The sequence below is a fragment of the Exiguobacterium sp. s129 genome (assembly GCF_018617585.1).
GTDB classification, from domain to species: Bacteria; Bacillota; Bacilli; order Exiguobacteriales; family Exiguobacteriaceae; genus Exiguobacterium; species Exiguobacterium aestuarii_A.
The window spans coordinates 39,724-63,845 of the sequence record NZ_JACSKL010000004.1 but is presented as its reverse complement, the minus strand read 5'-3'; the positions used below and the strand labels follow the sequence as shown (position 1 = coordinate 63,845).

The window sequence follows — 24,122 nt, the reverse complement described above, 5'->3', positions numbered from 1 at the left end:
AAGCGGTCGCGTCTCTAAAAAGGAATGGATGATGCGTACTACTCCTCATCAAAGCAATTCATCATATCTGTTAAATAATTGTAGCGACAGAAACGTCAGCAGTCAAGATTAGAGTGAAAACTCTTCTTGAAGCTCTTTAAACGTCGCTTCGACCGCTGCAATCGTCTTCTCGATATCCTCATCCGTATGTGCCGTCGATAGGAACAATCCTTCGAACTGTGACGGTGGCAAGAATACGCCGCGCGCTGCCATCTTCTGATAGTACGAACGGAACATCTCGAGGTTCGCCGATTTCGCTTTTTCGAAGTTCGTCACTTTCTCATTCGTGAAGAAGAAGCCAAACATCGAGCCGGCACGGTTCGTGTCGTGCGGGATGTTGTATTTCTCACCAGCTTGCGTGAAACCTTCCGCGAGACGGTCTGCTTTACGCTCGAACTCCGCATAGTGCTCCGGTTTGAGTTGCGAGAGTGTCGTGTAACCAGCAATCATCGCGAGTGGGTTACCCGAGAGCGTACCCGCTTGATAGATCGGACCTTGCGGTGCGATCTGTTCCATGATTTCACGTTTTCCACCGTAAGCGCCGACCGGAAGTCCACCGCCGATAACCTTACCGAGACACGTGAGGTCCGGTGTGACACCGAAGTATCCTTGTGCACAGTTGTACCCGACACGGAAGCCCGTCATGACCTCATCAAAGATGAGAAGCGCGCCGTTTTGTTCCGTGATTTCACGGAGTCCTTTGAGGAACCCTGGTTGTGGTGGCACGAAGCCCATGTTTCCAGCAGCCGGTTCGACGATGACACCAGCGAGGTCGTCACCGTATTTCTCAAACGCGACGCGGACTGCGTCCAAGTCGTTGTAAGGAACGGTGAGCGTGTGGCTCGCGAGCTCTTTCGGTACACCTGGTGAGTCCGGGAGACCGAGTGTTGCGACACCAGAACCGGCTTTAATGAGAAGCGAGTCGCCGTGTCCGTGGTAGCATCCTTCGAACTTCAAGATCTTCGTCTTCCCTGTATAGCCGCGTGCGAGGCGAAGTGCCGCCATCGTCGCTTCCGTACCCGAGTTGACCATACGAACCATCTCGATTGATGGGACGCGGTCGATGACGAGTTCTGCCATCTTCGTCTCAAGCTCGGTCGGTGTCCCGAACGTCCAGCCTTTTTCAGCTTGTTCTTGAATCGCTTTCGTGACGACAGGATCACGGTGACCGAGGATGAGTGGTCCCCATGAGAGGACGTAATCGATATACTCATTGCCATCGATGTCATAGACGCGTGAACCTTCACCACGTTCGGCGAAGATCGGCGTCATACCGACCGATTTGTAGGCACGGACCGGACTGTTGACGCCGCCTGGCATGAGTGGGCGGGCTTGTTCGAACGCTTCTTGTGAGCGCGTTTGGTTGTAAGTCATGCGTAGTCTCCTTCCAAATAGCGACAGACGTCTTTTGCGAAATACGTGACGATGAGATCTGCACCGGCACGTTTGAATCCTACCATCGTCTCCATGACGATGCGTTCTTCATCGACCCAGTCGTTGAGTGATGCGGCTTTGATCATCGCGTACTCTCCGCTCACGTTATACGCCACGATTGGCATATCGAGTGAGTCACGCATATCACGGATGATGTCCATGAACGCGAGAGCCGGTTTGACAATCATAAAGTCGGCACCTTGTTCGACGTCAGATTGTGACTCGCGGAACGCCTCACGACGGTTCGCCGGGTCCATCTGATAACCTTTACGGTCGCCTTCACCAGGAGCCGATTGGGCAGCGTCACGGAACGGTCCGTAATACGCCGACGCATATTTTACGCCATAGCTCATGATTGGGATGTGGCTGAATCCGTTTTGGTCGAGACCTTCACGGATGGCTACGACGAATCCGTCCATCATCGAGCTCGGTGCGATGATATCGGCACCCGCTTGTGCTTGCGTGATAGCTGTCTGGACGTGAAGTGGAAGCGATGCGTCGTTATCGACGTCCCCGTCCTTCACAAGGCCACAGTGACCTGTCGACGTGTATTCACATAGGCACGTATCGGCGATGACCGTGAGCTGTGGCGCCCACTCTTTTACTTTACGGATCGCTTCTTGGACGATGCCGTGGTCGTGATACGCTTCACTGCCTTCCGGGTCTTTATGTTCTGGCACGCCGAACAAGAGCACGGATTGGAGACCAAGGTCGACGATTTCTTTGATCTCTTCTTCGAGTCGGTCAAGTGAATAATTAAAGACGCCAGGCATCGAGCTGACTTCACGTTTAATGTTAGTCCCTTCAATGATGAAGAGTGGGTAAATCAAATCTTCTTTCCGAACATGATTTTCACGTACGAGGGCACGCATCGACTTCGATGAGCGAAGACGACGGTGACGGTCAAACTGGTTCATGAAAAATCCTCCCCTACACACTGTATTAATGCATCCATAGTATAACATTCTGGCACTCGTACCGGTAATGTCGACACTTGTCGGACGGCACGTTCGGTCACTTCGCCGATGGCGTACCACGTCCCGGTGAAGCGGGACAAGTGCGGTGTGAGCGCCTCGACGGCCGACGGGCTCAAGACGAGCAGTGCCTTCACGGTTTCGAGTTGTTGCTGTTGCGCCGGTGTCAACGGCACTGGGATCGTCTCGTAGACGACCCAGTCCTGCACGTGAGAGAGCATCGTCATGTGCTTCCTGTTCGCCAAATTCCCACGCGCGAACAAGACGACCTCATCGGCGGAAACGACATCGCGTAACTGCTCAAAGAGTGCCTCACCCGTATACGTCTCCGGCATGAGCGAGACGGTAAACCCTTCCGCTTCAAGCGCCCGCTTCGTCTTCTCACCGACAGCAGCGACCTTGACGTCACGCGTCAGATTTCGAAGCGCGGGCACCGCGTTCTGGCTCGTGACGACGAGCCAGTCGAATCTCTCCACGGGTGGTGGGACGTGCGTCTCTCTCGTCTGAATGAGCGGGACATGATGAACGGAAAGACCGCTCGCCTCGAGCAGTGCCCGTTGCGAAGCGGTCATTCGTTTCGTTCCCGTGTACCAAACGTCACTCATTGACCGAGGCGAGGATTTCACGCCCGCCACGTCCAAGCAATTCTTCTGCAACGTCCATTCCGATTGCGACCCCGTCCGTTGACGTTTTCGTCACACGAAGCACTTCTTTCCCGTCCACTGACGCGATGAGGCCCGTGAGCGTCACTTCGTCACCGTCGACCGTTGCGTAACCGCCGACCGGGACGTGACAGCTACCTTCGATGGCTTTTAAGAAAGTCCGTTCCGCTGTCGCGGCTTTTGCCGTCACGTCATCGTGTAACAATTGAAGCACTGCCGTTACCTCTGCATCGTCTTTACGGCTCTCGATTGCGAGTACGCCTTGTCCGACAGCAGGTACCATGACGTCCGGGTCAAGTGCTTCGAAGTCGACACGGTCCGTCCACCCCATCCGTTCGAGCCCGGCTTTTGCGAGCAAAATGGCGTTGTAGTTCTCCGAATCCAACTTCTTCAGACGTGTGTCGATGTTTCCGCGAATCCATTGAATCTCAAGGTCGGGACGTGCCGCTAAGATTTGTGCACCGCGACGGAGTGAGCTTGTTCCGACGATCGAACCTTTCGGAAGCGTCTCGAACGTATAGCCATTCTCGCAGATGAGGACGTCACGCGCGTCGACACGTTTCGGCATACAGCTGATATAGAGTTCTTCCGGAAGTTCGGCTGGTACGTCTTTCATGCTGTGGACGGCGAAGTCGATATCCCCATCGAGCATCTGTTGTTGAATCTCTTTGACGAATAGACCTTTCCCGCCGACTTTTGACAATTGTACGTCGACGATTTGATCGCCTTTCGTCACGATTTCTTTAATCTCGAACTCATTTTGTGCTCCGGCTTGTTTCAATTGTTCGATGACCCATTTCGTTTGAGTCATGGCAAGTTGGGAACGGCGTGAGCCGACGATGATTTTTCGCATGTTGAGTCTCTCCTTCATAGAAAAAGGCGACACATGTCGCCTTTTATATCTTGTTAGCGCATCAATGCGCGAAGTGGTGCTTTGGCAGAAGTGGCATCTGTTTCTTCCACTTCGTCTACCGGCTGTTCTGGTAACTCGACATCGAGTCCGAACGTCTCGACAAACTGGGCAATTCGAACGTTTGCGTCCGGCTGTGCCGCTGCATCTTTAATGTAGTCAATCGGGTCACGAAGCATCTGGTTGATGATGGACTTCATGTGCTTCCCGATGACTTTCTTGTCGCGCGCCGACAAGTGATCGAGCTTACGCTCTAGACTCGTCATCGTGTCTTCTTGAATATCAAGGGCACGGGCGCGCAACTCGTTCATGATTGGTACGACACCGAGCGTGACGAGCCATGTTTGGAACTCTTGAATCGCTTCATCGATCTTCATCTCAATCTTCTCGGCCTCGAGGAGACGAGCTTCGAGATTCTTGTTGACGATTCCATTCAAATCATCGACATCGAACAAATGAACACCTGGAAGTGTCGCGACCGCTGGATCGATATCTCGCGGCACAGCAATGTCAATGAGAAGAAGTGGGCGTTCACGGCGCAACAATTGTGCCGCTGCCACATCGTCATATCCGATGACGGCGTCTTTCGCCCCGGTCGAACTGATCAAAATATCCGCATCGAGTAAGCCACATGCGATTTCACGAATCGAATGGGCACGACCTTTGAACTTATCTGCAACAGCTTTTGCCTTGCTCTCCGTCCGGTTGAAGACGGCAATCTGTTTAGCACCAGCCTCGAACAAGTTGAGTGTTGTCAGTTCACCCGTTTCACCGGCTCCGACGACGACGACTTGTTTGTCTTCGAGCTGTTGATACATCTCTTGCGCCAGCGTCACGGCAGCCGAACTGACCGATACAGACATTTCCCCAATTTGCGTGTCCGTATGGGCGCGCTTGGCGAGTGTGACCGCTTCTTTGAATAATTTGTTGAAGACCGTTCCTGTCGTTCCATGCTCTTGGGCACGGAAGAAACTCGTCTTCACCTGACCTAAAATTTGTGTTTCCCCGATGATCATTGAGTCGAGGCCCGATGTGACACGGAATAAGTGACGAATCGCCTCTTCCCCTTCTCGAATCGACAAGTATGGTGTGAACTGCTCCATCTCTAGGTTGAACCAGTTCGCCAAGAAACGTTTCGTGTAATAACGTCCAGTATGGAGTTGATCTGTCACGACGTACAGCTCCGTTCGGTTACACGTAGACAAAATAACCGACTCGAAAATGCTCTTCTCTTCGCGAAGTGCAATCATCGCATCCACGATTTCTTGCTCCCCAAACGAGAATTGCTCCCGAATCGCGACAGGGGCTGTCTTGTTATTTAGTCCAACGACGACAATATGCATGTATCTCTTCCCCTCATCTAAAATCCACCGACGGTTGTCTCTTCTTTTTTTCAATCTCTACCGTACATTATAACAGTTCTTATCTGGTAACTATAATCTTCTGTTTGATTTTCCTGAAATAAAATAAGAACTTTTTGTGACAAAAAGAAGTAGAAATGGCGAAACCCCATTTCTACCCTTCCTCTTATGAATCTGATGAGTTTAAATCCGTAATGATAGAACTTTCCGTCTCTTCTTTGTCTAAATATTGTTCGCGCTCCTTTAATTTATAGATACGAACGATATTCTGGACAACTGTTTTTGCGACCGCATACGTAGGTACTGCAATAAGCATCCCGATAATCCCAGCCAAATTTCCAGCCACGAGCAAGACGATAATGATCGTGAGTGGGTGGACTTTCAAAGATTTTCCTTGAATAAGTGGTGAAATGACGTTCGATTCAATCTGCTGGACGATAATCACCACGACGATGACCCAGATGACTTTAATCGGATCTTGAATGAACGCCACGATGACAGCTGGAATAGCACCTAAGAACGGTCCGACGTATGGAATGATATTCGTCACCATCATGAAAAGGGCAAGTAGAATGGCGTAGTCAATACCAACAATCAACAGCCCAATGAGAGATGTAATACCAATGAAAAACGCAACGAGCAATTGTGCGTTGACGTAGCTTCGCACCGTCTCGTGCATGTCGTGCAGAATGTGGCGCGTCTCTTTCTCATAGCTCGATGGAAGCAATTTGACGATGGCGTCCGGCAGACGTTTCCCATCAAGCAACATGTAGAGAAGCATAAACGGGATGACGACGATTGTGATGACCGCTGACGTCACGAATCCGACGACTTGACCGAATGACGACGCGATGTTTCCAAATAATTCTCCTAAGTAGGACGTAATATTTGTCGTCAAATTGCGGAAAATCTCGTCATTCTCAGCCATGAAGCGTGACAAAAATTCATTTTGCATCAATGTATCTCGGACGGCGAACGCCTGCTGTTGGAGCTCTTTTGCGATACTTGGCATCGCATTGATGAGCGACGTGACCTGTTCAGCAAGGACCGGTCCGAGAATACTGAAGACGATGGTAAAGATGAGCACGAGACCGATCAATGTCATCGCGACCGCAAGTGCCCGTTTCCCTTTCAACCGTTTTTCTAAAAAGTCGACGATGCCGACCAAGAAATAAAAGAAGAGCCCGGCCACAATGAGTGGGACCGTGACAAGTGCCAAAATAACTTGAATCGGTTCAAACACGAATGAGATCTCTGTTCCGACCCAAATGACTAAAAAGATGGTCAGCGTCCAAAAGAGGGCGCGGTACCATTTGTTTTCAAACATGCGCTGCATTTCTCCACCTCGTTTACGATTATGACTATGTACTAACTATGATTATACGATAATTACCCGATTGCGGGATGAGAAAAACAAAAAGGCGAAGGAATCCCTTCGCCCATACTTCATTCACCTTCCGTGATGAGTGCATAAATCGCTTTCCATGCGTCGTCTTTTCCTTCTGCTGTTTCGGCTGAGAAAGCGACGAAACGGTCAGATGGATCGAACTGAAGCTTACGTTTTACTGCTGCCTCGTGCTTTTGACGCTGGCTCTTCTTGATTTTATCGAGCTTCGTTGCTACGACGATGACAGGAATGTCATAGTGCTTCAAGAAGTTGTACATCGTCACATCGTCACCCGTCGGTTCATGACGGATATCGACGAGTAAGACGACGCCGCGAAGCGCCTCTTGGCTCGTCAAATATTGCTCCATCATGACGCCCCACTTCTCACGTTCCGTCTTCGATACTTTCGCATAACCGTATCCTGGAACGTCAACGAACATGATTTCATCATTGATGTTGAAGAAGTTGAGGGTCTGAGTCTTTCCTGGTTTTGAAGACGTACGTGCGAGCGCCTTCCGTTGGCAAATCTTATTGATGAACGACGACTTCCCGACGTTCGACCGTCCGGCAAGCGCCACTTCCGGCAACTCATGGACCGGATAATGGTCTGGCGCGACGGCACTCGTCACGAATTCTGCTTTGTTGATTTTCATTTAATTTCCTCCAAATGCTACATCTAGTACTTCATCGAGTGTCGTCACGGGAACGAACGTCAGTTTCTCACGCACCGTTTCTTGAATGTCATCGATGTCTCGCTCATTATCTTTCGGAATGACGATGGTCGTCAACCCGGCCCGATGAGCGGCGAGCGCTTTTTCTTTCAATCCACCAATCGGTAAGACGCGTCCACGAAGTGTGATTTCCCCCGTCATCCCGACATCGCGATGGACTTTTTTTCCGGTCAACGCAGAAATGAGTGCTGTCGCAATCGTGATCCCGGCCGACGGTCCGTCTTTCGGTACGGCACCTTCCGGAACGTGGATATGGATGTCTTGTCGCTCATAAAACGTCGGGTCAATCCCGAACCGCTCCGCATTCGCACGGACATAGCTATATGCCGTCTGTGCCGACTCCTGCATCACGTCACCGAGTTTACCCGTCAACTGAAGTTTGCCTTTCCCTGGTGCGAGCGCCACTTCGATTGTGAGCGTGTCTCCACCGAACGCCGTGTAAGCAAGACCTGTCACTGCACCGATTGAATCCTCGGTCTCCCCTTTTCCGTAACGATACTTCGGTTTTCCGAGATACGTGATGATGGCTTTCTTCGAAATCGTGACCCGTTTCTTCTCACCGATTGCGATTTGTTTCGCTGCTTTACGGCAGAGCGAACCGATGACGCGTTCTAAGTTTCGGACACCCGCTTCACGTGTGTAGCGGCGTACGACTTCATAGAGCGCATCTTCTTTGATCGTCAATTGGCTTTTCTTCAATCCGTGCTCTTTCAACTGTTTCGGCACTAAGTGACGCTTCGCGATTTCGACTTTTTCGAGCTCCGTATACCCACCGATTTGGATGAGTTCCATCCGGTCAAGGAGCGGTGCCGGAATTTGCGAGACGTCGTTCGCTGTCGCGATGAAGAGGACGTTCGATAAATCGAACGGTTCTTCGATGTAGTGGTCCGAGAACGATACGTTTTGCTCTGGGTCGAGTACTTCGAGCATCGCCGACGCTGGGTCTCCTCTGAAGTCAGAAGCCATCTTGTCGATTTCATCGAGTAAGAAGACGGGGTTCTTGCTTTCCGCTTGCTTCAACCCGCGGATGACACGTCCTGGCATCGCGCCGATATACGTGCGGCGGTGACCACGGATTTCTGCCTCATCGCGTACCCCACCAAGTGAGACACGAACGAAGTGACGTTCAAGCGCCGAGGCGATAGAACGGGCGAGCGACGTCTTCCCGACCCCTGGAGGTCCGGCGAGACAAAGGATTGGTCCACGAAGCGAGTTCGTCAACTGACGGACAGCCAAGTATTCAAGGATTCGGTCTTTTACTGACTCTAAACCGTAATGGTCATCGTCAAGGACGTCTGCTGCGTGTTTCACATCGAGCTTGTCTTCCGTCTCGATGCCCCATGGAAGGGATGCGACCCAGTCAAGGTAGTTACGGATGACCGCATACTCAGGAGACGTTTGTGGGACGACGTTCAATCGCTCTGCTTCACGCATGACGTTCTTCCGAGTCGTCTCTGGCAAGTCGAGCGCTTCTAACTTCTCGCGGAGGCGATTCGGCTCAGACTCTTGTGTCTGGTCACCGAGTTCTTGTTGAATCGTCTTCATCTGTTCCCGTAAGTAGTACTCGCGCTGTGACTGCTCAATCGACTTCTTCGTCCGTTCGCGCATCTCTTGCTCGAGTTCGATCACTTCCACCTCGTGTGCGATGATTTCAAGCAGTTCAAGCCCTCGTTTGACCGCATCTGCTTCTTCGAGCATCGCTTGGCGAAGTTCGACATCGACATCGAGTTTCGACGTGATATAGTCCGTGAGCGACTCAAGTCGCTCATACATCTCGAAACGACGACGTTCGTCCGGGGACATGCCTTTGATGTTGGCGACAAGTTTACCGAACTGCTCTTTCAACAGACGGACGAGTGCCGTACGCTCGACCTCTTCCCCTTCAGCAAGCTCGAGTGGTTCGACGTTGGCGAACCAGCCTTCATCCGTCGATTCGACCGAGTCGACGCGGACACGCTCTTTCCCAACGATGCGAACCCGAATCGTCTCGTTCGACAATTCGCTCATCTTGGCGATATGGACACGTGTTCCAATCGTGTACAAGTCTTCCGGTTCTGGTGACTCGTTCCCGGTCTCTTTTTGAGTGACGACAATTAAATCCGTTTCATGCTCCTTTGCAGCAAGGAGCGCCCGAAGTGATAACGGGCGTCCGACATCGATTGTCACACCGATGAGCGGATATACGACGACTCCTCGCAACGGAAGGATTGGTAATTTTTCCATCTACAACGCCTCCTGTGCAAAAAGGCCCAAAACTCGGAGTGTGCCGAGTGTTTGAGCCTTCTTCGTTAACAAATTATGCTGTCTCTTTGTTGTCCCCTGTCTGTTCGACAGTACCATCACGAAGGACGTATTTCGGACCGGCAAGACCCGTAATCGTTTCATCTGTGATGATGACTTTCTCGATATCGTCACGCGATGGGACGGTGAACATCACATCGAGCATCATTTCTTCGATAATCGAGCGGAGACCGCGCGCGCCAGTCTTACGTTTGATCGCAAGTTTGGCGATTTCGATCAATGCCTCGTCTGTGAACGTCAATTCGACATCGTCAAGCTCGAGCATTTTCTCGTACTGACGAACGAGGGCATTTTTCGGCTTCGTCAAGATTTCAACGAGTGCTTCCTCGTCGAGTGTCGTGAGCGTCGCCATGACTGGCAAACGACCGATGAACTCAGGAATCAAACCGAATTTTTGAAGGTCTTCAGGAAGTGCGCGGGCGAGCAAGTCTTCTTGCGTCAACTCGCGATTCTCTTGATCGTTTCCGAAACCGATGACTTTCTTCCCGATTCGGCGTTTGACGACCGATTCAATCCCGGCGAATGCTCCGCCGACGATGAAGAGAATGTTTGTCGTATCGATTTGGATGAATTCTTGATGCGGATGCTTACGTCCACCTTGTGGCGGTACGCTTGCTGTCGTGCCTTCAAGAATTTTAAGGAGTGCCTGCTGAACGCCTTCACCGGATACGTCGCGCGTAATCGATGGGTTTTCAGACTTACGAGCAATCTTATCGATCTCATCAATATAGATGATTCCTTTTTCAGCCTTCTCGACATCGTAGTCAGCTGATTGAATCAATTTGAGCAAGATATTTTCGACGTCTTCACCGACGTAACCTGCTTCCGTCAAGCTTGTCGCATCCGCGATTGCGAATGGGACGTTCAAGACGCGAGCCATCGTCTGGGCGAGAAGCGTCTTCCCGCTACCAGTTGGTCCGATCATGACGATGTTCGACTTCGCAAGTTCGACATCATCTGAACGGCCGCCGGCGTTGATGCGTTTATAGTGGTTATAGACAGCGACTGAAAGCGCACGTTTCGCGCGGTCTTGTCCAATGACATAATCGTCTAGAATGTTACGAATCTCTTGTGGTTTCGGAATGTCTTTGAATTCGACTTCTTCCTCTACACCGAGCTCTTCCTCAACGATTTCATTGCAAAGTTCGATACACTCATCGCAAATGTATACGCCTGGTCCGGCGACTAACTTACGAACTTGTTCTTGCGATTTTCCGCAAAACGAGCACTTGAGTTGCCCCTTTTCCTCGTTAAATTTGAACATTCGATACACCCCTTCTGTGGTGAAAATGGATGTAAGTGCGATAAATCGCGATTTGTATTTTCTGGTGCGATGCACCGTGAAAAGACATTTTACATCTCTGCGTTGAAATAATTGTAGCATGAACATATTGCGACTTCAAAGAATTACACATCCAAAGTGTTGTGACAGAAAAAAGGACGACCGCTAAGCAGTCGTCCCACTAAAAATCAACTTACTTCGCTTTACCGTTTTCAACGAGGATGTCGATCGCTTTACGGAATTTGAGGTCACCTTTAAGTGTCTCAAGACCGCCTTGTGGAGCGAGCATCGTACGGAGTTGGTCCGGTGCGATGTTGTAAAGTTTAGACATTTCTTCAAGCTCTTTCTCAGCATCTTCGTCAGATACTTCGATTGCTTCTTTGTCAGCGATCGCTTTCAAGACGAGACGAGCTTTAACGCGCTCTTCAGCTTGCTCTTTCATCTCTTCGCGCATTGCTTCTTCAGAAGTACCAGTGAGTTCGAAGTACATGTTAAGGTCGATTCCTTGTGAAGATACACGTGAACCGAACTCTTGTACCATGCGGTCTACTTCTTGGTCAACGAGAACTTGTGGTACGTCGATTGTCGCGTTAGCAGTTGCCTGCTCAACGAGCTGGTCGCGCATTGTACCTTCAGCTTCTTGTTTCTTACCAGCTTCTAAACGCTCACGGATGCTCGCTTTCAACTCGTCGAGTGTCGAAACAGACTCGTCGATGTCTTTTGCGAACTCGTCGTCGAGTTCAGGAACTTGTTTTGTTTTAACTTCGTGAAGTTTGACTTTGAATGTCGCTGGTTTACCCGCTAAGTTTTCAGCGTGGTACTCTTCAGGGAATGTTACTTCAACGTCTTTTTCTTCACCAGCAGTCATGCCGATCATTTGCTCTTCGAATCCTGGGATGAATTGACCAGAACCGATTTCGAGTGTGTAGTTCTCAGCTGTGCCGCCTTCGAACTGCTCACCGTCAGCGAAACCTGCGAAATCAAATACAGCTGTATCGCCGTTTTCGATTGCACCTTCTTTAACAGCGAGTTCTGCGCCTTGCTGTTGAAGTGCTTCAAGTTCTGCTGTTACTTCGTCTTCTGTTACTTCAGTTGAAACAGCTTCGTACTCGAGGCCTTTGTATTCGCCAAGCTCAGCTTCTGGCTCAACCACGAATGTCACTTTGAAAGCGACTGGTTTGCCTTTCTCGAGCGTGCCGTCTACATCGATGTTTTCGAGCGCGATTGGTTCGAAACCAGCTTCTTCAACCGCACCTTGGATTGTGTCGCGGTAGAGAATGTCGAGCGCATCTTGATAGAGTGCTTCTTCTCCATACATTTTGTTGAACATTGGGCGTGGCAATTTACCTTTACGGAAGCCAGGCACGTTCAAGTCTTTGACGACTGTTTTAAATGCGGCGTCAACTGCTTTATCAAAAGCTTCTGCAGGAGCTTCGTACGTGAGTACGCCTTGGCTACCTGATGTTTTTTCCCATTTTGCTGTCATGCTAAGTCCCTCCAACAATTCGTTTATACCGTACAAAAATGTACAACAATCCGTATTATAGCATAAATCCTCGGTATGCACACAAGGATTTAGTCTAATAACGCCTGTGTGAAGCGCAGATCCGCCTCTAAAATCGCAGCTGCCAAACCGTCGACTGCCTCGTCATGCAAAATCGCTTGTTTCGCCTGTACGAGCGCCTGTTCCACGTCCGCTTTTTCAGCCGGCACATACGGATAATGCGTATACATATAGTTCATCAACAACTGAGTCCCGATTTCATCGCCCTCTACTGATTTTTGAAGCGAGAGAACGGTCTTCTCCCACGTCTCGATGTGCGATGTTGCCTCCATTTGCGACATCTCGTTCGTCGAATCCCCATCCGACCACTTGATGACCGCAAGTTCGGCAAAAGCCTTCTCTAACACGATTAATTTGACGAGCTTCGGTCGCTTGGATACGAGTAGCTCATGCAGCACATTGTCGAGCACCGAATCGATATTGAAATGAACATGTTGCAACGCCTCGATTTGTTCCCCTGTACTGCCGCGCGTCAACGTCCGTTTCAATTTGGCGATTGCCGCCGGAAACTCCGTCATCTTCAACACTTGAAGCACTTGATGTGCCTGTGTGTTGACCGTATCTTTTTTGTCTTGCCATTCGAGGTACTGGTTGATCCAGTGCGCCGCTTCAAACGGCTGGTCCCGCATGATGTAATACTGCGCGATTTGTAATCCGCCCGAAGCCGGTTCTTCCGCTTCCGCCATCTGGATGGCGACGAGTTCCTGCAACTTCTCGAGCGTTTCCGGGTCGTCCGGTTTTTCCATCGCACATTGGAAGATTTCCATGAAAATAAACGGGTCACCCGGAATCGCCTGATACCAATCCCATAAAATCGGTTCGATCCGCTGTCGTTCCCCAGAAGCATCTGCTTCTTGAATCATCTTATGCAGACGCGACCAATTCCCGGGGAACGGATAGTCCTGGTCCTTTTCCTTCTCCATCTTCCCTCACCCTCTCTTCCATTCCCTTTCATCTTCCGTTAGGACGCGATTCCTTGTCAATCGATTTCCCGGAAAATGAAAAAAGAGACGTTCTCCGTAGAGAGCGTCTCTATTTTAATGGAAGCGTCCCAAGAGGGATTCGAACCCCCGACCGACGGCTTAGCTTACCACCATGACTTTCGTCACCAACATCGTGTTGTTTGTAGTCTGGACTATATCTTCACCGTTTCAGGTGCGACACGTGTAGTCTCTACGGAACCTCACGAGCACGATGCTCCTCCATTGATTCTACCTCTATTTCCATAGACATTCGAATCAACTCGACCCGACCAGGCGGGAATGAGTTTCCTCGGTATTACCATCAGCATCATCTGTTAAGGCTTCACCGATATAGTGTCGTCCACTTTATAGGTTTCTGTTTCCCTATAAAGGCTCCTATTTGTCTTGAAGGCCGTTGCTCTATCCTGCTGAGCTATTGGGACATTGACATGAAAACTATAATAGAAAAATGGTTTCCTGTCAATCGATTTCCCATTCGAAACTCATAGTTTTCCTGCGATGTCCAAATCTTCGACGTGAGAACCGTCTTCTGAGCGATAAAAACGTACTGCTGCTTCCCCGTTTTCTAGGTCAAGAAGCGCATACGTTTTGTCCGAACGTCCACGTGGCATCCGAATCGAACCCGGGTTGATGTAGACGACCCCATCCTCGATCAAAGCACCCGCCACATGCGAGTGACCGAACAAGACGACGTTCGCACCGACTTCTTCCGCCCGGTAACGCAGCCGATTCAAGTCGAATTTGACGTCGTGATGATGCCCGTGGACGATGAGGATCGTACCGGCATCCGTCGTCTCGATTCGTTCGAGCGGAAGGTCTCCACCAAAATCACAATTCCCACGGACCGTTCGATACGGCAATAGATGTTCATCGACAAGTGCGAGTTGTGAATCGCCGCAATGGAATGCGTCATCAATCTCCGCCTCGTGTCGTTCAAAAATCGTTGTCAATTCTTCCGTCAGACCATGACTATCACTCACTATTAGAAAACGCATAAGCTTCATCCTTTCATGAATGGAATGATTTCTGCCTCCAGTTTTCGTAATGCCTGTCCACGGTGACTGACGACCGCTTTTTCTTCACGTTCTAGTTCAGCCGCCGTCTTGTGGAGCGATGGAACGATAAAGAGCGGGTCGTATCCAAAACCGTTCTCGCCACGTGGAGAATAGCCGATTGTCCCTTCAATTGTTCCGCGAACGGTCAACGTCTCTCCTGTCGGTTTCGCCAGACAGAGGGCACAGACGAAGCGGGCCACGCGATTCGTTTCGCCGTTCAATTTTTCAAGAAGAAGCGCATTGTTCGCTTCATCCGACTTTTCAGGACCGGCGAAGCGAGCTGAATATACACCAGGTGCCCCGTCGAGCGCGTCGACTTCAAGACCGGAGTCGTCCGCGAGTACGGCATGCCCGAAATAGGCAGCCGCTTCCGTCGCTTTTAACGCCGCATTTTCTTCAAATGTCGTCCCTGTCTCATCTGTTTCCGGCGCATCCGGATGATCGAGTAGTGATTCGACCTCAAATCCGAGCGGTGTTAACATCCCTTCTAGTTCTTTCACTTTACCAGGATTGTGTGTCGCAATGATCAACTTCATAATGTCTCCTCCGAACGTTCTCCGACGTACCACCAAGAAGCACCGAGTGCCTCTTGTGCCGTCTTGAATAATGATTCGATTCCGTGTTGTGCAAGCGCGAGCATCTCGTTCATCTCTTGAAGTGTGAACGTCGCCTCTTCACCTGTCCCCTGAACTTCGACGAACCGACCGCTCGCCGTCATGACGACGTTCATGTCGACTTCAGCCGCCGCGTCTTCCATATAGTCCAAGTCGAGAACGAGTTCATCGGTACGTCCGACCGAGATGGCTGCGACGCCTTCTTTGATTGGTGTATCGTCGAGCTTCCCTTGACGGATTAACCGGTCGACGGCGAGGACAAGGGCACAAAAACCACCTGTGATGGATGCCGTACGCGTACCGCCATCCGCTTGGATAACGTCACAGTCAATCCAAATCGTGCGTTCGCCAAGACGTTCCAAGTCAACGACCGAGCGGAGTGATCGGGCGATAAGACGTTGAATCTCCATCGTTCGACCCGATTGTTTCCCACGTACTGCTTCTCGGACGGTCCGGTCACCTGTCGCACGTGGCAACATGGCGTACTCAGCATTGATCCAGCCTTGCTTCTTCCCCCGAAGGAAGTTCGGAACACGTTCTTCGACAGTCGCCGTACAAATCACTTTCGTATCACCGATTGAAATGAGCACAGATCCTTCCGCATGCTTATTCACATGCGGTACGATCTCGACTGTTCGTAATTCATCAAATCGTCTCGTATCACGCAATGCCGGTCACCTCGACTTTCTCCGCATGGACCGGACGACCGAGCCATTCGCTCGCCAATCGGTCAAATAGTTCAATATCCCCCGTCGCATAAAAGGCATGGGATGGGACGGTATCTAATCCGTTCTCAAGCTCTTGATAATCAAGCATCGCTGCGACTTCAAGCGCCGTCTCGTCACCCGACGAGATGAGGTGCACGTTCGGTCCGACCACGTCCTGGATGACAGGAGCAAGAATCGGATAATGCGTGCAACCGAGAATGAGTGTATCCATCTCGGAAGGTTGTAGCGGACGCAACGTCTCTTCCACGATTTGACGGACGCGGTCTCCCGACACGTCCCCCGCTTCGACGAGCGGGACAAAAGGTGGGCAAGCGAGTGAGTACACGTCGACCTCACCAGCTACGTGACGAAGCGCCTTCTCATACGAAGCACTCTCAATCGTCATCTTCGTACCGATGACTCCGATATGTTTGTTTCGCGTCCCTTTGACGGCCGCACGGGCACCTGGGTCGATAACACCGATGACCGGGATATCGAGGCGTTTCCGCGCCTCTTTCAAAACGACCGCCGTCGCCGTGTTACACGCGATGACAATCATTTTGACGTCTTTCTTCAATAGAAACTCAATGAGTTCCCATGTATAAGCTTCAATCTCATCGTGCGGACGCGGTCCGTATGGACAGCGTTCCGTATCCCCGATATAGATAATTTCTTCTTTAGGGAGCTGGCGCATCAATTCTTTGACTACCGTCAACCCGCCGACTCCTGAATCGAGGACTCCAATCGCTCGTTTCATTTTGCATCACTTCCATTCTCACCTATCTTACCAAAAAACATCAGACGGAAAAAGAAACGTTCCCATGACAAAAAAAGACGAGGTCGCCAGTGGCGCCTCGTCCCTTACCCGAATTACTGAGCAAGACCTTCGCTAGTGAGCATGTCAGAAAGCGTGTTGATCGCTTCTTCTGCATCTTCACCTTCAGCAGTGATCTTGATTGTAGAATCTTTTGCGATACCGAGTGAAAGTACACCCATGATCGACTTCAAGTTAACTGTTTTACCATTGTACTCGAGGTTGATGTCTGATTGGAACTTAGAAGCTGTGTTAACCAACTGAGTAGCTGGACGAGCGTGAATTCCTGAATCAGCAACGACTGTGAACGTTTTTTCCATGAGATGATGGTCTCCCTTCAAAATTCAATTCTACAGGCGAACCGGCAGAATATTTTTTGTTTGTGAACTCATTATCAAATGATAGCGGATTCGCAAAAATTCTGCAAGCGGTTTTTATATTCCGGAGTCCATTCCGTTGGACGACCTTCCTTCGTCAAATGAACGAGGCTCGTTCGTCCCGCGAAGAGGAGTTGTTCTCCGTCATATGCCCCGTAATGAATATCACATGAAGTGTTTCCGACCGTCAAGATATTGGCATGCACGGTCAGCTGTTGACGTGGCATGACTTGTCGAACATAGTCACATTGCGCATCGGCGACGACGACAAACCCGTCCTTCAAGGAGAATCCTGTCGCTTCTAACAACTCAATTCGCGCATCTTCGAAATAGATGAACGGGATCGTGTTGTTCATGTGACCGTACGGATCGCACTCCGAAAAGCGGACTTTCACATCGAGCGCGACCCCTGCTTTGACACGTGTTTCCCAACCTGGCTCTCGAAAGTACTTGGTCATCGGCTCGCTTATGCCTCGACCGCAGAACCGGTGCGACCTTTGTCACTACCGAAGAACTGTTTGAACGAGTGAAGCGTCGTTTGACGGTTCATCGAAGCGATAGACGTCGTGAGCGGAATGCCTTTCGGGCAAACTTCGACACAGTTTTGTGCGTTTCCGCACTGCATGATGCCGCCGTCTTCCATAAGGGCTTCAAGGCGGTCTTCCGCGTGGAAGGCACCTGTTGGATGCGAGTTGAAGAGACGGACTTGCGAAATCGCTGCTGGACCGATGAAGTCCGACTTGTCGTTGACGTTCGGACACGCTTCAAGACAAACCCCACATGTCATACATTTCGATAACTCGTATGCCCATTGACGTTTGTTTTCTGGCATACGCGGTCCTGGACCGAGGTCATACGTTCCATCGATTGGAACCCATGCCTTCACTTTTTTCAACGCGTCGAACATACGTTGACGGTCGACTTGAAGGTCACGGATGACCGGGAACGTCTTCATTGGCGCGAGGCGGATCGGTTGCTCGAGTTTATCGACGAGCGCTGTACACGATTGGCGTGGCTTCCCGTTGATGATCATCGAGCAGGCACCACATACTTCCTCGAGACAGTTCATGTCCCAGTTGATCGGTGTCGTCTTGTCGCCGTTCGCGTTGACCGGGTTACGGCGGATTTCCATCAATGCCGAGATCACGTTCATGTTCGGACGGTACGGCACCGTGAATTCTTCAGTATACGTCGCTTGATCCGGTCCATCTTGGCGTTCAATGATGAAGCGGATGTCTTTTTGTTCAGATTGCATTGGCGTCGTCATTTCGTCTTCGCCCCTTTCTTCGAGTAATCCCGTTTACGTGGCGGGATTAACGAAACATCGATGTCTTCATACGAGATATCGACTTCCCCATCTTTGTAACGTGCCATCGTCGTCTTCATGAACTGCTCGTCATTACGTTCCGGGAATTCCGGTTTGTAATGGGCACCACGGCTCTCGTCCCGCTTGAGTGCGCCGAGTGTGATGACGCGTGCGAGGTCGAGCATGTGGTCGAGTTGTCGAATGAACGATGCCCCTTGGTTGCTCCAGCGTGCCGTATCCGTAGCCGAGATGTTATGGAAACGTTCACGCAATTCTTGGATTTTCTTGTCCGTCGCTTCGAGCTTGTCGTTATAACGAACGACTGTGACGTTGTCCGTCATGAGTTCACCGAGTTCACGGTGGATTTGATACGCGTTCTCTGTCCCGTCCATCGCAAGGATGTCGTTGAAGCGTTCGATTTCTTCACGCTCGTTGAAGTTGAAGAGTGCGTCAGAGACGCTTTCTGTCGCTTGGTCGAGACCACGCATATAGTTGACCGCTGCAGGACCTGCTTCCATTCCGCCGTGAACGGCTGAGAGGAGTGAGTTCGCACCGAGACGGTTCGCACCGTGCATCGAGTAGTCACATTCACCGGCTGCGAAGAGTCCAGGGATGTTTGTCATTTGATCGTAGTCGACCCACAGTCCGCCCATCGAATAGTGGACTGCCGGGAAGATCTTCATCGGTACTTTACGCGGGTCGTCCCCTACGAATTTCTCGTAGATTTCGAGGATCCCACCAAGTTTGATGTCGAGTTCTTTCGAGTCTTTGTGCGACAAGTCGAGGTACACCATGTTCTCGCCGTTGACGCCGAGTTTTTGGTTAACACATACATCAAAGATCTCACGTGTCGCGATGTCACGCGGTACGAGGTTTCCGTATGCTGGATATTTCTCTTCGAGGAAGTACCATGGCTTCCCGTCTTTGTATGTCCAGACACGTCCACCTTCCCCACGAGCCGATTCACTCATGAGACGAAGTTTGTCGTCCCCAGGAATCGCAGTCGGGTGAATTTGGATGAACTCCCCGTTCGCGTAGACAGCACCTTGGCGGTAAACCGCTGCCGCTGCTTGTCCTGTGTTGATGACCGAGTTTGTCGACTTACCGAAGATGACCCCTGGGCCACCTGTCGCCAAGATCACCGCGTCCGATGGGAACGCTTTAATTTCCATCGAGCGCAAATCCTGACAGACCGCACCGCGGCAGATCCCTTCTTCATCGATGACGGCACGAAGGAATTCCCATCCCTCATATTTCTCGACAAGACCTTGTGCTTCATAACGACGAACCTGCTCATCGAGTGCATAGAGAAGTTGTTGACCTGTTGTCGCTCCAGCGTATGCCGTACGGTGGTGAAGCGTCCCACCGAAACGACGAAAGTCTAAGAGACCTTCTGGCGTACGGTTGAACATGACACCCATCCGGTCGAACATGTGGATGATTTTTGGTGCATTCTCTGCCATTTTTTGAACAGGTGGTTGGTTGGCGAGGAAGTCGCCCCCGTAGACCGTGTCGTCAAAGTGTTGCCAAGGAGAATCGCCTTCCCCTTTCGTGTTGACGGCCCCGTTGATGCCACCTTGGGCACAAACTGAATGTGAACGCTTGACCGGTACAAGCGAGAATAGTTTTACCGGAACACCCATCTCTGCCGACTTGATAGTCGCCATGAGTCCAGCTAGACCGCCACCGATGACGATCAAACTTTGATTTGCCATGTAAAATTCCCCCTAATTACAAGATGCCTGCAAACGTCAAAATCGAACGGATGCCGACAAAAGATAGTGCCAAGAACACGACACCTGATACGTAGCTCATGAGACGTTGCGAACGAGGTGACTGTGTGATTCCCCACGTGATCGAGAACGACCAAAGACCGTTCGCGAAGTGGAACGTAGCCGAAAGGATTCCGACTATGTAGAAGATCAACATGAGCGGGTTGTCGACGATGTTTTGCATCATCTCCGCATTGACTTCTACCCCGCGTAATTTCGCTAAGCGCGTTTCCCAAACGTGCCATGCGATAAAGATCACGAGGAAGACCCCTGTGAAGCGTTGGAAGAGATACAACCAGTTGCGTGCGTATGAATAACGGTTCGAGTTAATCGATCCAAGAAACGCATAGTACACGCCGTACACTCCGTGGAAGATCATCGGCAATGCGATAATCGTCACTTCAAGGAAGTACAAATACGGTAAGTTCTCCATGAATTTTGCTGCTTTGTTGAATGACTCCACCCCATCGACGATGTAGTAGTTGACCGATAAGTGAACGATCAAAAACAAACCGATTGGAATGACCCCAAGTAGCGAATGGACTTTACGACTGAAGTAGTCACGATGCGCTGCCATTCTAGTTCCCCCTTTTCACGAGCATTGGCTCGTTTTGTCAATAAAAGCGTTTTCAAATGCAGATATAGCTTTCTGACTCCTATTCTACTCTTGTGAAAATTGTATGACAAGATAACCTAGCCGATTTGTGCCACATTCTTTTCAAAAATACAGGATGACCAAATTCCGATTGGTCGTTATAATGATATAGAGAGATTGGAGTGATGGGATAGAATGGAAACGATGAGCCAACCAATTTTCGCGATTGAACTTCTTCGCGACTATGTGTTGACGGACTTGCTTGGTGAAGATTACGCCCAAGTCATCTATTGGTCAGGAAAACGGGTCGCCCGCAAATTCCCGACGATGTCTGACGATGAACTGACTGCATTCTTCGACGAGGCAGGTTGGGGAGCGTTGACGCTCAAAAAGGAACGTGGGAGTAAATTTACATACGAACTGATCCCACCGCCCACGACCCAAGCCAAGGCGACCGGTTACTATCAGCTCGAAGCTGGATTTTTAGCCGAACAGATTGCAGGTCGTTTCCAGTGCGTCGCGGAAGGATATGCCGATCCCGCCCGAAAAACTGTCCAAATCACCGTCCAACTAGACCGGAAAGACGATTACGAATAAGAGTCGATGCGTTTCGCATCGACTCTTATTTTTGATTCTGCTGAAGTTGCTCGTTCATATACCGACGTACTTCACTGAGTTCGTGTTGATTAAACGTCACGTCTTCCCCTTCATAGCCCTGAGTCGCCTTACGAACGACCGCTAAAACATTTCCCGGAAAATGTCCGTTCTCTATCACCCAACCGAGCGCTTCTTGTTTCGAGAGAAGGACACGTTCTTGTTCATAGGCCAGTCCGCGTAACAAGTTCAACACGCAATAAATTGGATTTTCATCCATCGTATCGAGACAGTCGAACGCATCTTCCCGAATCGCATCAGAAAAATGAGCGGAATCGAATCCGCAGAGCAATTGATGAAGTGGCTTTCCGCGCCAAGTGATACCTCGTTGTAAAATCAACATTATATGAGCCGCCAAGTCAGGATCGGTGAATCCTTGTTGCAATTCGGTCCTCTCTTCCTTACTGGCTTCTTCAAAACGAGAACGCCACCCTTCACTATAGTGAAACTCGAAGGGACTCGGGTGACACCAGTCTTTTAGCTGCGCTGTCGTCATGATGCTCAGTTCGAGCGGATATGGTTCGTTGGAGTATAAGAGACAACAGTCGATGAGTTTTTGTCGTTCCTCCCGAGTCAATGCGTTCGATACGACGAGCAACAAATCTACATCACTATGTTTCGGATGAAAGCCACCCATCGCTAATGAACCATGAATGTATATATGCTGAACGGTTGGCAGAAATTCATCAATCGCTCTCACGAATGAAGCGATTGTATTCTCCACGTCTGTCGGAAGCTGTCTCATTCATCCGTATCCTCGTGCACATATTGAAGGACGGTCTCCGCCAGTTTTTCCGGTAGTCCCGCTTCTTTCAATTGTTCAAGCGAGGCCAGACGAATCTGTTTCATCGACCCGAAATGACGGATGAGCTGTTGACGACGCTTCGGACCGACTCCCGGAATCTCGTCTAGAATCGACTTCGTCATCTTCTTCGTGCGCAAGCTGCGGTGGAAAGTGATGGCGAAACGGTGGACCTCGTCTTGCATCCGCTGTAATAGATAAAAGGCACTCGATCGTGGATGAAGTTCCACGACCGCACCATGTTCACCGAACAACAGTTGGCTCGTCCGATGTCGGTCATCCTTTTTGAGTGAGCCGACCGGCAAGTCGAGCCCAAACTCATTTTGGATGACGTCGAGCGCGGCATTCAATTGCCCGATTCCTCCATCAATCAATAGGAGATCCGGTAGACGCTTGTCTTCCGTCAACAGACGGCGGAACCGTCGCCGCACGACTTCGCGCATCGTCTCATAATCATCGGGTCCTTGGACGGTCCGAATCTTATATTTCCGATACTCTTTCTTGAGTGGCTTCCCGTCTTCAAAGACGACGAGCGCCGATACGGCGTCCGCCCCTTGAATGTTCGCGTTATCGATGATGTCGACACGCGACAAGTTCGGGATGCCGATTGCTTCCCCAAGTTCACGCATCGCGAGCAACGTCCGCTCTTCGTCTCGGGCGAGCAATTCGAACTTCTCATTCAAGGCGATCGTTGCGTTCTTCGTCGCTAAATCGAGCAGTTGCTTTTTCGCTCCTCGTTTCGGCTGCATCACTTTCGTGCCGATGGCGTCATTTAATAAATCGAGACGGACCGTTTCCGGTACGAGGATCTCTTTTGGCACGACGTTTTGTTCATAGAACTGGACGATGAAACTTTCGAGTTCTTCGGAAGGCTCTCCATGAATCGGGAAGAGCGAGACATCTCGCTCGATCATCTTACCGCCTCGCATGTAGAACACTTGGACACACATCCAGCCTCGGTCAAGCGTATAACCGAAGACGTCTCGCGCCGTCGGGTCGGCCGTAATCATGTTCTGTTTGTTCATAATCGATTCGACCGCTCGAATCTGGTCGCGTAGTTCAGCCGCCCGCTCGAACTGCATGTCTTCAGCGGCACGTCCCATCTCCACATTCAGCTTGGCGAGCGTCTCGCTTGTCTCACCGTTCAGGAAACGACGAATCTCGTTGACGATCTCTTTTTGCGAATCCGTGTCGACCGCGAGCTCACAAGGTCCCAGACATTGCCCGATGTGATAATAGAGACAAAGTTTCTTCGGCATCGGCTGACATTTACGGAGCGGGTAGAGTTTATCGAGCAGACGTTTCGTCTCGTTCGCTGCGTAAGCGTTCGGATACGGTCCGAAGTAATGTCCACCGTCTTTCTTCAGCTTACGTGTCGTCAATAGACGCGGATATGGTTCGTTCGTGATTTTGATGTACGGATACGTCTTGTCGTCTTTCAGGCGAATGTTGTACTTCGGGTCGTGCTTTTTGATGAGCGTCATTTCAAGGAGCAACGCCTCGAGTTCGCTCGCCGTCACGATGTACTCAAAGTCACGGATCTCTGCGACGAGGCGCATCGTCTTGATGTCGTGTGCACCCGTGAAGTAAGAGCGGACCCGATTCTTAAGATTTTTCGCCTTCCCTACATAGATGACCTCACCATATTCATTTTTATGCAAATAGCAACCCGGTTCGTCCGGGAGTAGCGCCAATTTATGTTTAATGTGGTCGGTATGACTCAATTCCATTCACCTCAGTTTAGCTTCCTCCTGGACGGGAAAAAGAGTGTGATATCTCGTCAGAGGAGGATTTTATA

Annotated in this window: 23 protein-coding genes and 1 other annotated feature (1 of these 24 running past the window's edge); of the genes, 1 reads left to right on the top strand and 22 read right to left on the bottom strand. The window is 50.5% G+C overall.

The genetic code is table 11. The features are described from left to right. Positions 1-61: a binding site (T-box leader), on the bottom strand (it extends 162 nt beyond the left edge of the window). Positions 62-108: 47 nt separating this feature from the next. The 20 genes from hemL to KNO92_RS06255 form a co-directional block, all read right to left on the bottom strand. Then, the gene (gene hemL, locus KNO92_RS06350; protein WP_214695278.1) at positions 109-1,413 is read right to left on the bottom strand and encodes a glutamate-1-semialdehyde 2,1-aminomutase; all 1,305 of its coding nucleotides are present in this window, start codon (positions 1,411-1,413) and stop codon (positions 109-111) included. Next, complete coding sequence (gene hemB / locus KNO92_RS06345; protein WP_214760513.1) at positions 1,410-2,390, bottom strand: porphobilinogen synthase; 981 nt, start codon at positions 2,388-2,390, stop codon at positions 1,410-1,412. Before hemB ends, hemL begins: the two co-directional genes overlap by 4 nt. Next, a complete protein-coding gene (locus KNO92_RS06340) occupies positions 2,387-3,019 on the bottom strand; it encodes a uroporphyrinogen-III synthase (protein ID WP_214760511.1) in 633 nt (210 codons plus the stop codon). Before KNO92_RS06340 ends, hemB begins: the two co-directional genes overlap by 4 nt. Positions 3,020-3,044: 25 nt before the next feature. Next, a complete protein-coding gene (gene hemC / locus KNO92_RS06335) occupies positions 3,045-3,962 on the bottom strand; it encodes a hydroxymethylbilane synthase (protein ID WP_214760509.1) in 918 nt (305 codons plus the stop codon). Positions 3,963-4,015: 53 nt separating this feature from the next. Beyond that, positions 4,016-5,362: a glutamyl-tRNA reductase gene (gene hemA, locus KNO92_RS06330; protein ID WP_214760507.1), complete on the bottom strand. Its 1,347-nt coding sequence runs from the start codon at positions 5,360-5,362 to the stop codon at positions 4,016-4,018. A gap of 184 nt (positions 5,363-5,546) precedes the next feature. Then, positions 5,547-6,716, bottom strand: coding sequence for an AI-2E family transporter (locus tag KNO92_RS06325; RefSeq protein WP_214695272.1), 1,170 nt, complete (start codon positions 6,714-6,716; stop codon positions 5,547-5,549). Positions 6,717-6,826: 110 nt separating this feature from the next. Beyond that, positions 6,827-7,420: a ribosome biogenesis GTP-binding protein YihA/YsxC gene (yihA, locus tag KNO92_RS06320; RefSeq protein WP_074032795.1), complete on the bottom strand. Its 594-nt coding sequence runs from the start codon at positions 7,418-7,420 to the stop codon at positions 6,827-6,829. Continuing rightward, on the bottom strand, positions 7,421-9,721 hold the full coding sequence (gene lon, locus KNO92_RS06315; protein ID WP_214760505.1) for an endopeptidase La: 2,301 nt from the start codon (positions 9,719-9,721) through the stop codon (positions 7,421-7,423). Positions 9,722-9,794: 73 nt separating this feature from the next. Next, positions 9,795-11,063 carry an ATP-dependent protease ATP-binding subunit ClpX gene (gene clpX, locus KNO92_RS06310; protein ID WP_015881113.1) on the bottom strand — a complete coding sequence of 423 codons (1,269 nt, stop codon included), beginning with the start codon at positions 11,061-11,063 and terminating at the stop codon, positions 9,795-9,797. 211 nt (positions 11,064-11,274) lie between these two features. Continuing rightward, complete coding sequence (gene tig, locus KNO92_RS06305) at positions 11,275-12,567, bottom strand: trigger factor (protein WP_214695268.1); 1,293 nt, start codon at positions 12,565-12,567, stop codon at positions 11,275-11,277. An 89-nt stretch (positions 12,568-12,656) separates the two neighbouring features. Continuing rightward, positions 12,657-13,568: a hypothetical protein gene (locus KNO92_RS06300; RefSeq protein WP_214749751.1), complete on the bottom strand. Its 912-nt coding sequence runs from the start codon at positions 13,566-13,568 to the stop codon at positions 12,657-12,659. 542 nt (positions 13,569-14,110) lie between these two features. Further along, entirely contained in the window at positions 14,111-14,623 is a 513-nt protein-coding gene (locus KNO92_RS06295) for a metallophosphoesterase family protein (RefSeq protein WP_074032782.1), read from the bottom strand. A 5-nt stretch (positions 14,624-14,628) separates the two neighbouring features. After that, positions 14,629-15,219, bottom strand: a complete 591-nt coding sequence (locus tag KNO92_RS06290; RefSeq protein ID WP_214760502.1) for an XTP/dITP diphosphatase — start codon at positions 15,217-15,219, stop codon at positions 14,629-14,631. Further along, positions 15,216-15,965, bottom strand: a complete 750-nt coding sequence (gene rph, locus KNO92_RS06285) for a ribonuclease PH (protein WP_214760500.1) — start codon at positions 15,963-15,965, stop codon at positions 15,216-15,218. Before rph ends, KNO92_RS06290 begins: the two co-directional genes overlap by 4 nt. Further along, positions 15,958-16,761, bottom strand: coding sequence for a glutamate racemase (gene racE, locus KNO92_RS06280; RefSeq protein ID WP_214760497.1), 804 nt, complete (start codon positions 16,759-16,761; stop codon positions 15,958-15,960). Before racE ends, rph begins: the two co-directional genes overlap by 8 nt. A 113-nt stretch (positions 16,762-16,874) precedes the next feature. Further along, positions 16,875-17,138 (bottom strand): phosphocarrier protein HPr, encoded by a 264-nt coding sequence (locus KNO92_RS06275; protein WP_015881106.1) that lies wholly within the window; start codon positions 17,136-17,138, stop codon positions 16,875-16,877. Positions 17,139-17,212: 74 nt separating this feature from the next. Beyond that, entirely contained in the window at positions 17,213-17,653 is a 441-nt protein-coding gene (locus KNO92_RS06270) for an acyl-CoA thioesterase (RefSeq protein WP_074032771.1), read from the bottom strand. Between the two features lie 8 nt (positions 17,654-17,661). Then, positions 17,662-18,450 (bottom strand): succinate dehydrogenase iron-sulfur subunit, encoded by a 789-nt coding sequence (gene sdhB, locus KNO92_RS06265; RefSeq protein ID WP_193343274.1) that lies wholly within the window; start codon positions 18,448-18,450, stop codon positions 17,662-17,664. Positions 18,451-18,458: 8 nt separating this feature from the next. After that, positions 18,459-20,216: a succinate dehydrogenase flavoprotein subunit gene (gene sdhA / locus KNO92_RS06260; RefSeq protein WP_074032768.1), complete on the bottom strand. Its 1,758-nt coding sequence runs from the start codon at positions 20,214-20,216 to the stop codon at positions 18,459-18,461. A gap of 16 nt (positions 20,217-20,232) precedes the next feature. Next, entirely contained in the window at positions 20,233-20,850 is a 618-nt protein-coding gene (locus KNO92_RS06255) for a succinate dehydrogenase cytochrome b558 subunit (protein ID WP_015881102.1), read from the bottom strand. A gap of 222 nt (positions 20,851-21,072) precedes the next feature. Here KNO92_RS06255 and KNO92_RS06250 point away from each other — a divergent pair, with 222 nt between their 5' ends. After that, a complete protein-coding gene (locus KNO92_RS06250) occupies positions 21,073-21,465 on the top strand; it encodes a YslB family protein (protein ID WP_243834707.1) in 393 nt (130 codons plus the stop codon). A gap of 25 nt (positions 21,466-21,490) precedes the next feature. On the opposite strand, the gene KNO92_RS06245 is transcribed toward KNO92_RS06250, so the two are convergent. Continuing rightward, entirely contained in the window at positions 21,491-22,267 is a 777-nt protein-coding gene (locus KNO92_RS06245) for an aminoglycoside adenylyltransferase domain-containing protein (RefSeq protein ID WP_214760495.1), read from the bottom strand. Next, entirely contained in the window at positions 22,264-24,054 is a 1,791-nt protein-coding gene (uvrC, locus tag KNO92_RS06240) for an excinuclease ABC subunit UvrC (protein WP_214695247.1), read from the bottom strand. The genes KNO92_RS06245 and uvrC overlap by 4 nt, the downstream gene beginning before the upstream one ends. Between the last annotated feature and the right edge of the window lie 68 nt (positions 24,055-24,122).

What these genes read in the sequence shown, in the direction of transcription:
- KNO92_RS06245 (WP_214760495.1), bottom strand. Translation starts at nt 22,267, where the DNA reads ATGAGACAGCTTCCGACAGACGTGGAGAATACAATCGCTTCATTCGTG.
- KNO92_RS06340 (WP_214760511.1), bottom strand. Translation starts at nt 3,019, where the DNA reads ATGACCGCTTCGCAACGGGCACTGCTCGAGGCGAGCGGTCTTTCCGTT.
- KNO92_RS06255 (WP_015881102.1), bottom strand. Translation starts at nt 20,850, where the DNA reads ATGGCAGCGCATCGTGACTACTTCAGTCGTAAAGTCCATTCGCTACTT.
- racE (WP_214760497.1), bottom strand. Translation starts at nt 16,761, where the DNA reads ATGAAACGAGCGATTGGAGTCCTCGATTCAGGAGTCGGCGGGTTGACG.
- sdhA (WP_074032768.1), bottom strand. Translation starts at nt 20,216, where the DNA reads ATGGCAAATCAAAGTTTGATCGTCATCGGTGGCGGTCTAGCTGGACTC.
- KNO92_RS06250 (WP_243834707.1), top strand. Translation starts at nt 21,073, where the DNA reads ATGAGCCAACCAATTTTCGCGATTGAACTTCTTCGCGACTATGTGTTG.
- hemA (WP_214760507.1), bottom strand. Translation starts at nt 5,362, where the DNA reads ATGCATATTGTCGTCGTTGGACTAAATAACAAGACAGCCCCTGTCGCG.
- yihA (WP_074032795.1), bottom strand. Translation starts at nt 7,420, where the DNA reads ATGAAAATCAACAAAGCAGAATTCGTGACGAGTGCCGTCGCGCCAGAC.
- hemL (WP_214695278.1), bottom strand. Translation starts at nt 1,413, where the DNA reads ATGACTTACAACCAAACGCGCTCACAAGAAGCGTTCGAACAAGCCCGC.
- hemC (WP_214760509.1), bottom strand. Translation starts at nt 3,962, where the DNA reads ATGCGAAAAATCATCGTCGGCTCACGCCGTTCCCAACTTGCCATGACT.
- clpX (WP_015881113.1), bottom strand. Translation starts at nt 11,063, where the DNA reads ATGTTCAAATTTAACGAGGAAAAGGGGCAACTCAAGTGCTCGTTTTGC.
- KNO92_RS06295 (WP_074032782.1), bottom strand. Translation starts at nt 14,623, where the DNA reads ATGCGTTTTCTAATAGTGAGTGATAGTCATGGTCTGACGGAAGAATTG.
- sdhB (WP_193343274.1), bottom strand. Translation starts at nt 18,450, where the DNA reads ATGCAATCTGAACAAAAAGACATCCGCTTCATCATTGAACGCCAAGAT.
- KNO92_RS06275 (WP_015881106.1), bottom strand. Translation starts at nt 17,138, where the DNA reads ATGGAAAAAACGTTCACAGTCGTTGCTGATTCAGGAATTCACGCTCGT.
- KNO92_RS06270 (WP_074032771.1), bottom strand. Translation starts at nt 17,653, where the DNA reads ATGACCAAGTACTTTCGAGAGCCAGGTTGGGAAACACGTGTCAAAGCA.
- KNO92_RS06300 (WP_214749751.1), bottom strand. Translation starts at nt 13,568, where the DNA reads ATGGAGAAGGAAAAGGACCAGGACTATCCGTTCCCCGGGAATTGGTCG.
- KNO92_RS06325 (WP_214695272.1), bottom strand. Translation starts at nt 6,716, where the DNA reads ATGCAGCGCATGTTTGAAAACAAATGGTACCGCGCCCTCTTTTGGACG.
- uvrC (WP_214695247.1), bottom strand. Translation starts at nt 24,054, where the DNA reads ATGGAATTGAGTCATACCGACCACATTAAACATAAATTGGCGCTACTC.
- hemB (WP_214760513.1), bottom strand. Translation starts at nt 2,390, where the DNA reads ATGAACCAGTTTGACCGTCACCGTCGTCTTCGCTCATCGAAGTCGATG.
- KNO92_RS06290 (WP_214760502.1), bottom strand. Translation starts at nt 15,219, where the DNA reads ATGAAGTTGATCATTGCGACACACAATCCTGGTAAAGTGAAAGAACTA.
- lon (WP_214760505.1), bottom strand. Translation starts at nt 9,721, where the DNA reads ATGGAAAAATTACCAATCCTTCCGTTGCGAGGAGTCGTCGTATATCCG.
- tig (WP_214695268.1), bottom strand. Translation starts at nt 12,567, where the DNA reads ATGACAGCAAAATGGGAAAAAACATCAGGTAGCCAAGGCGTACTCACG.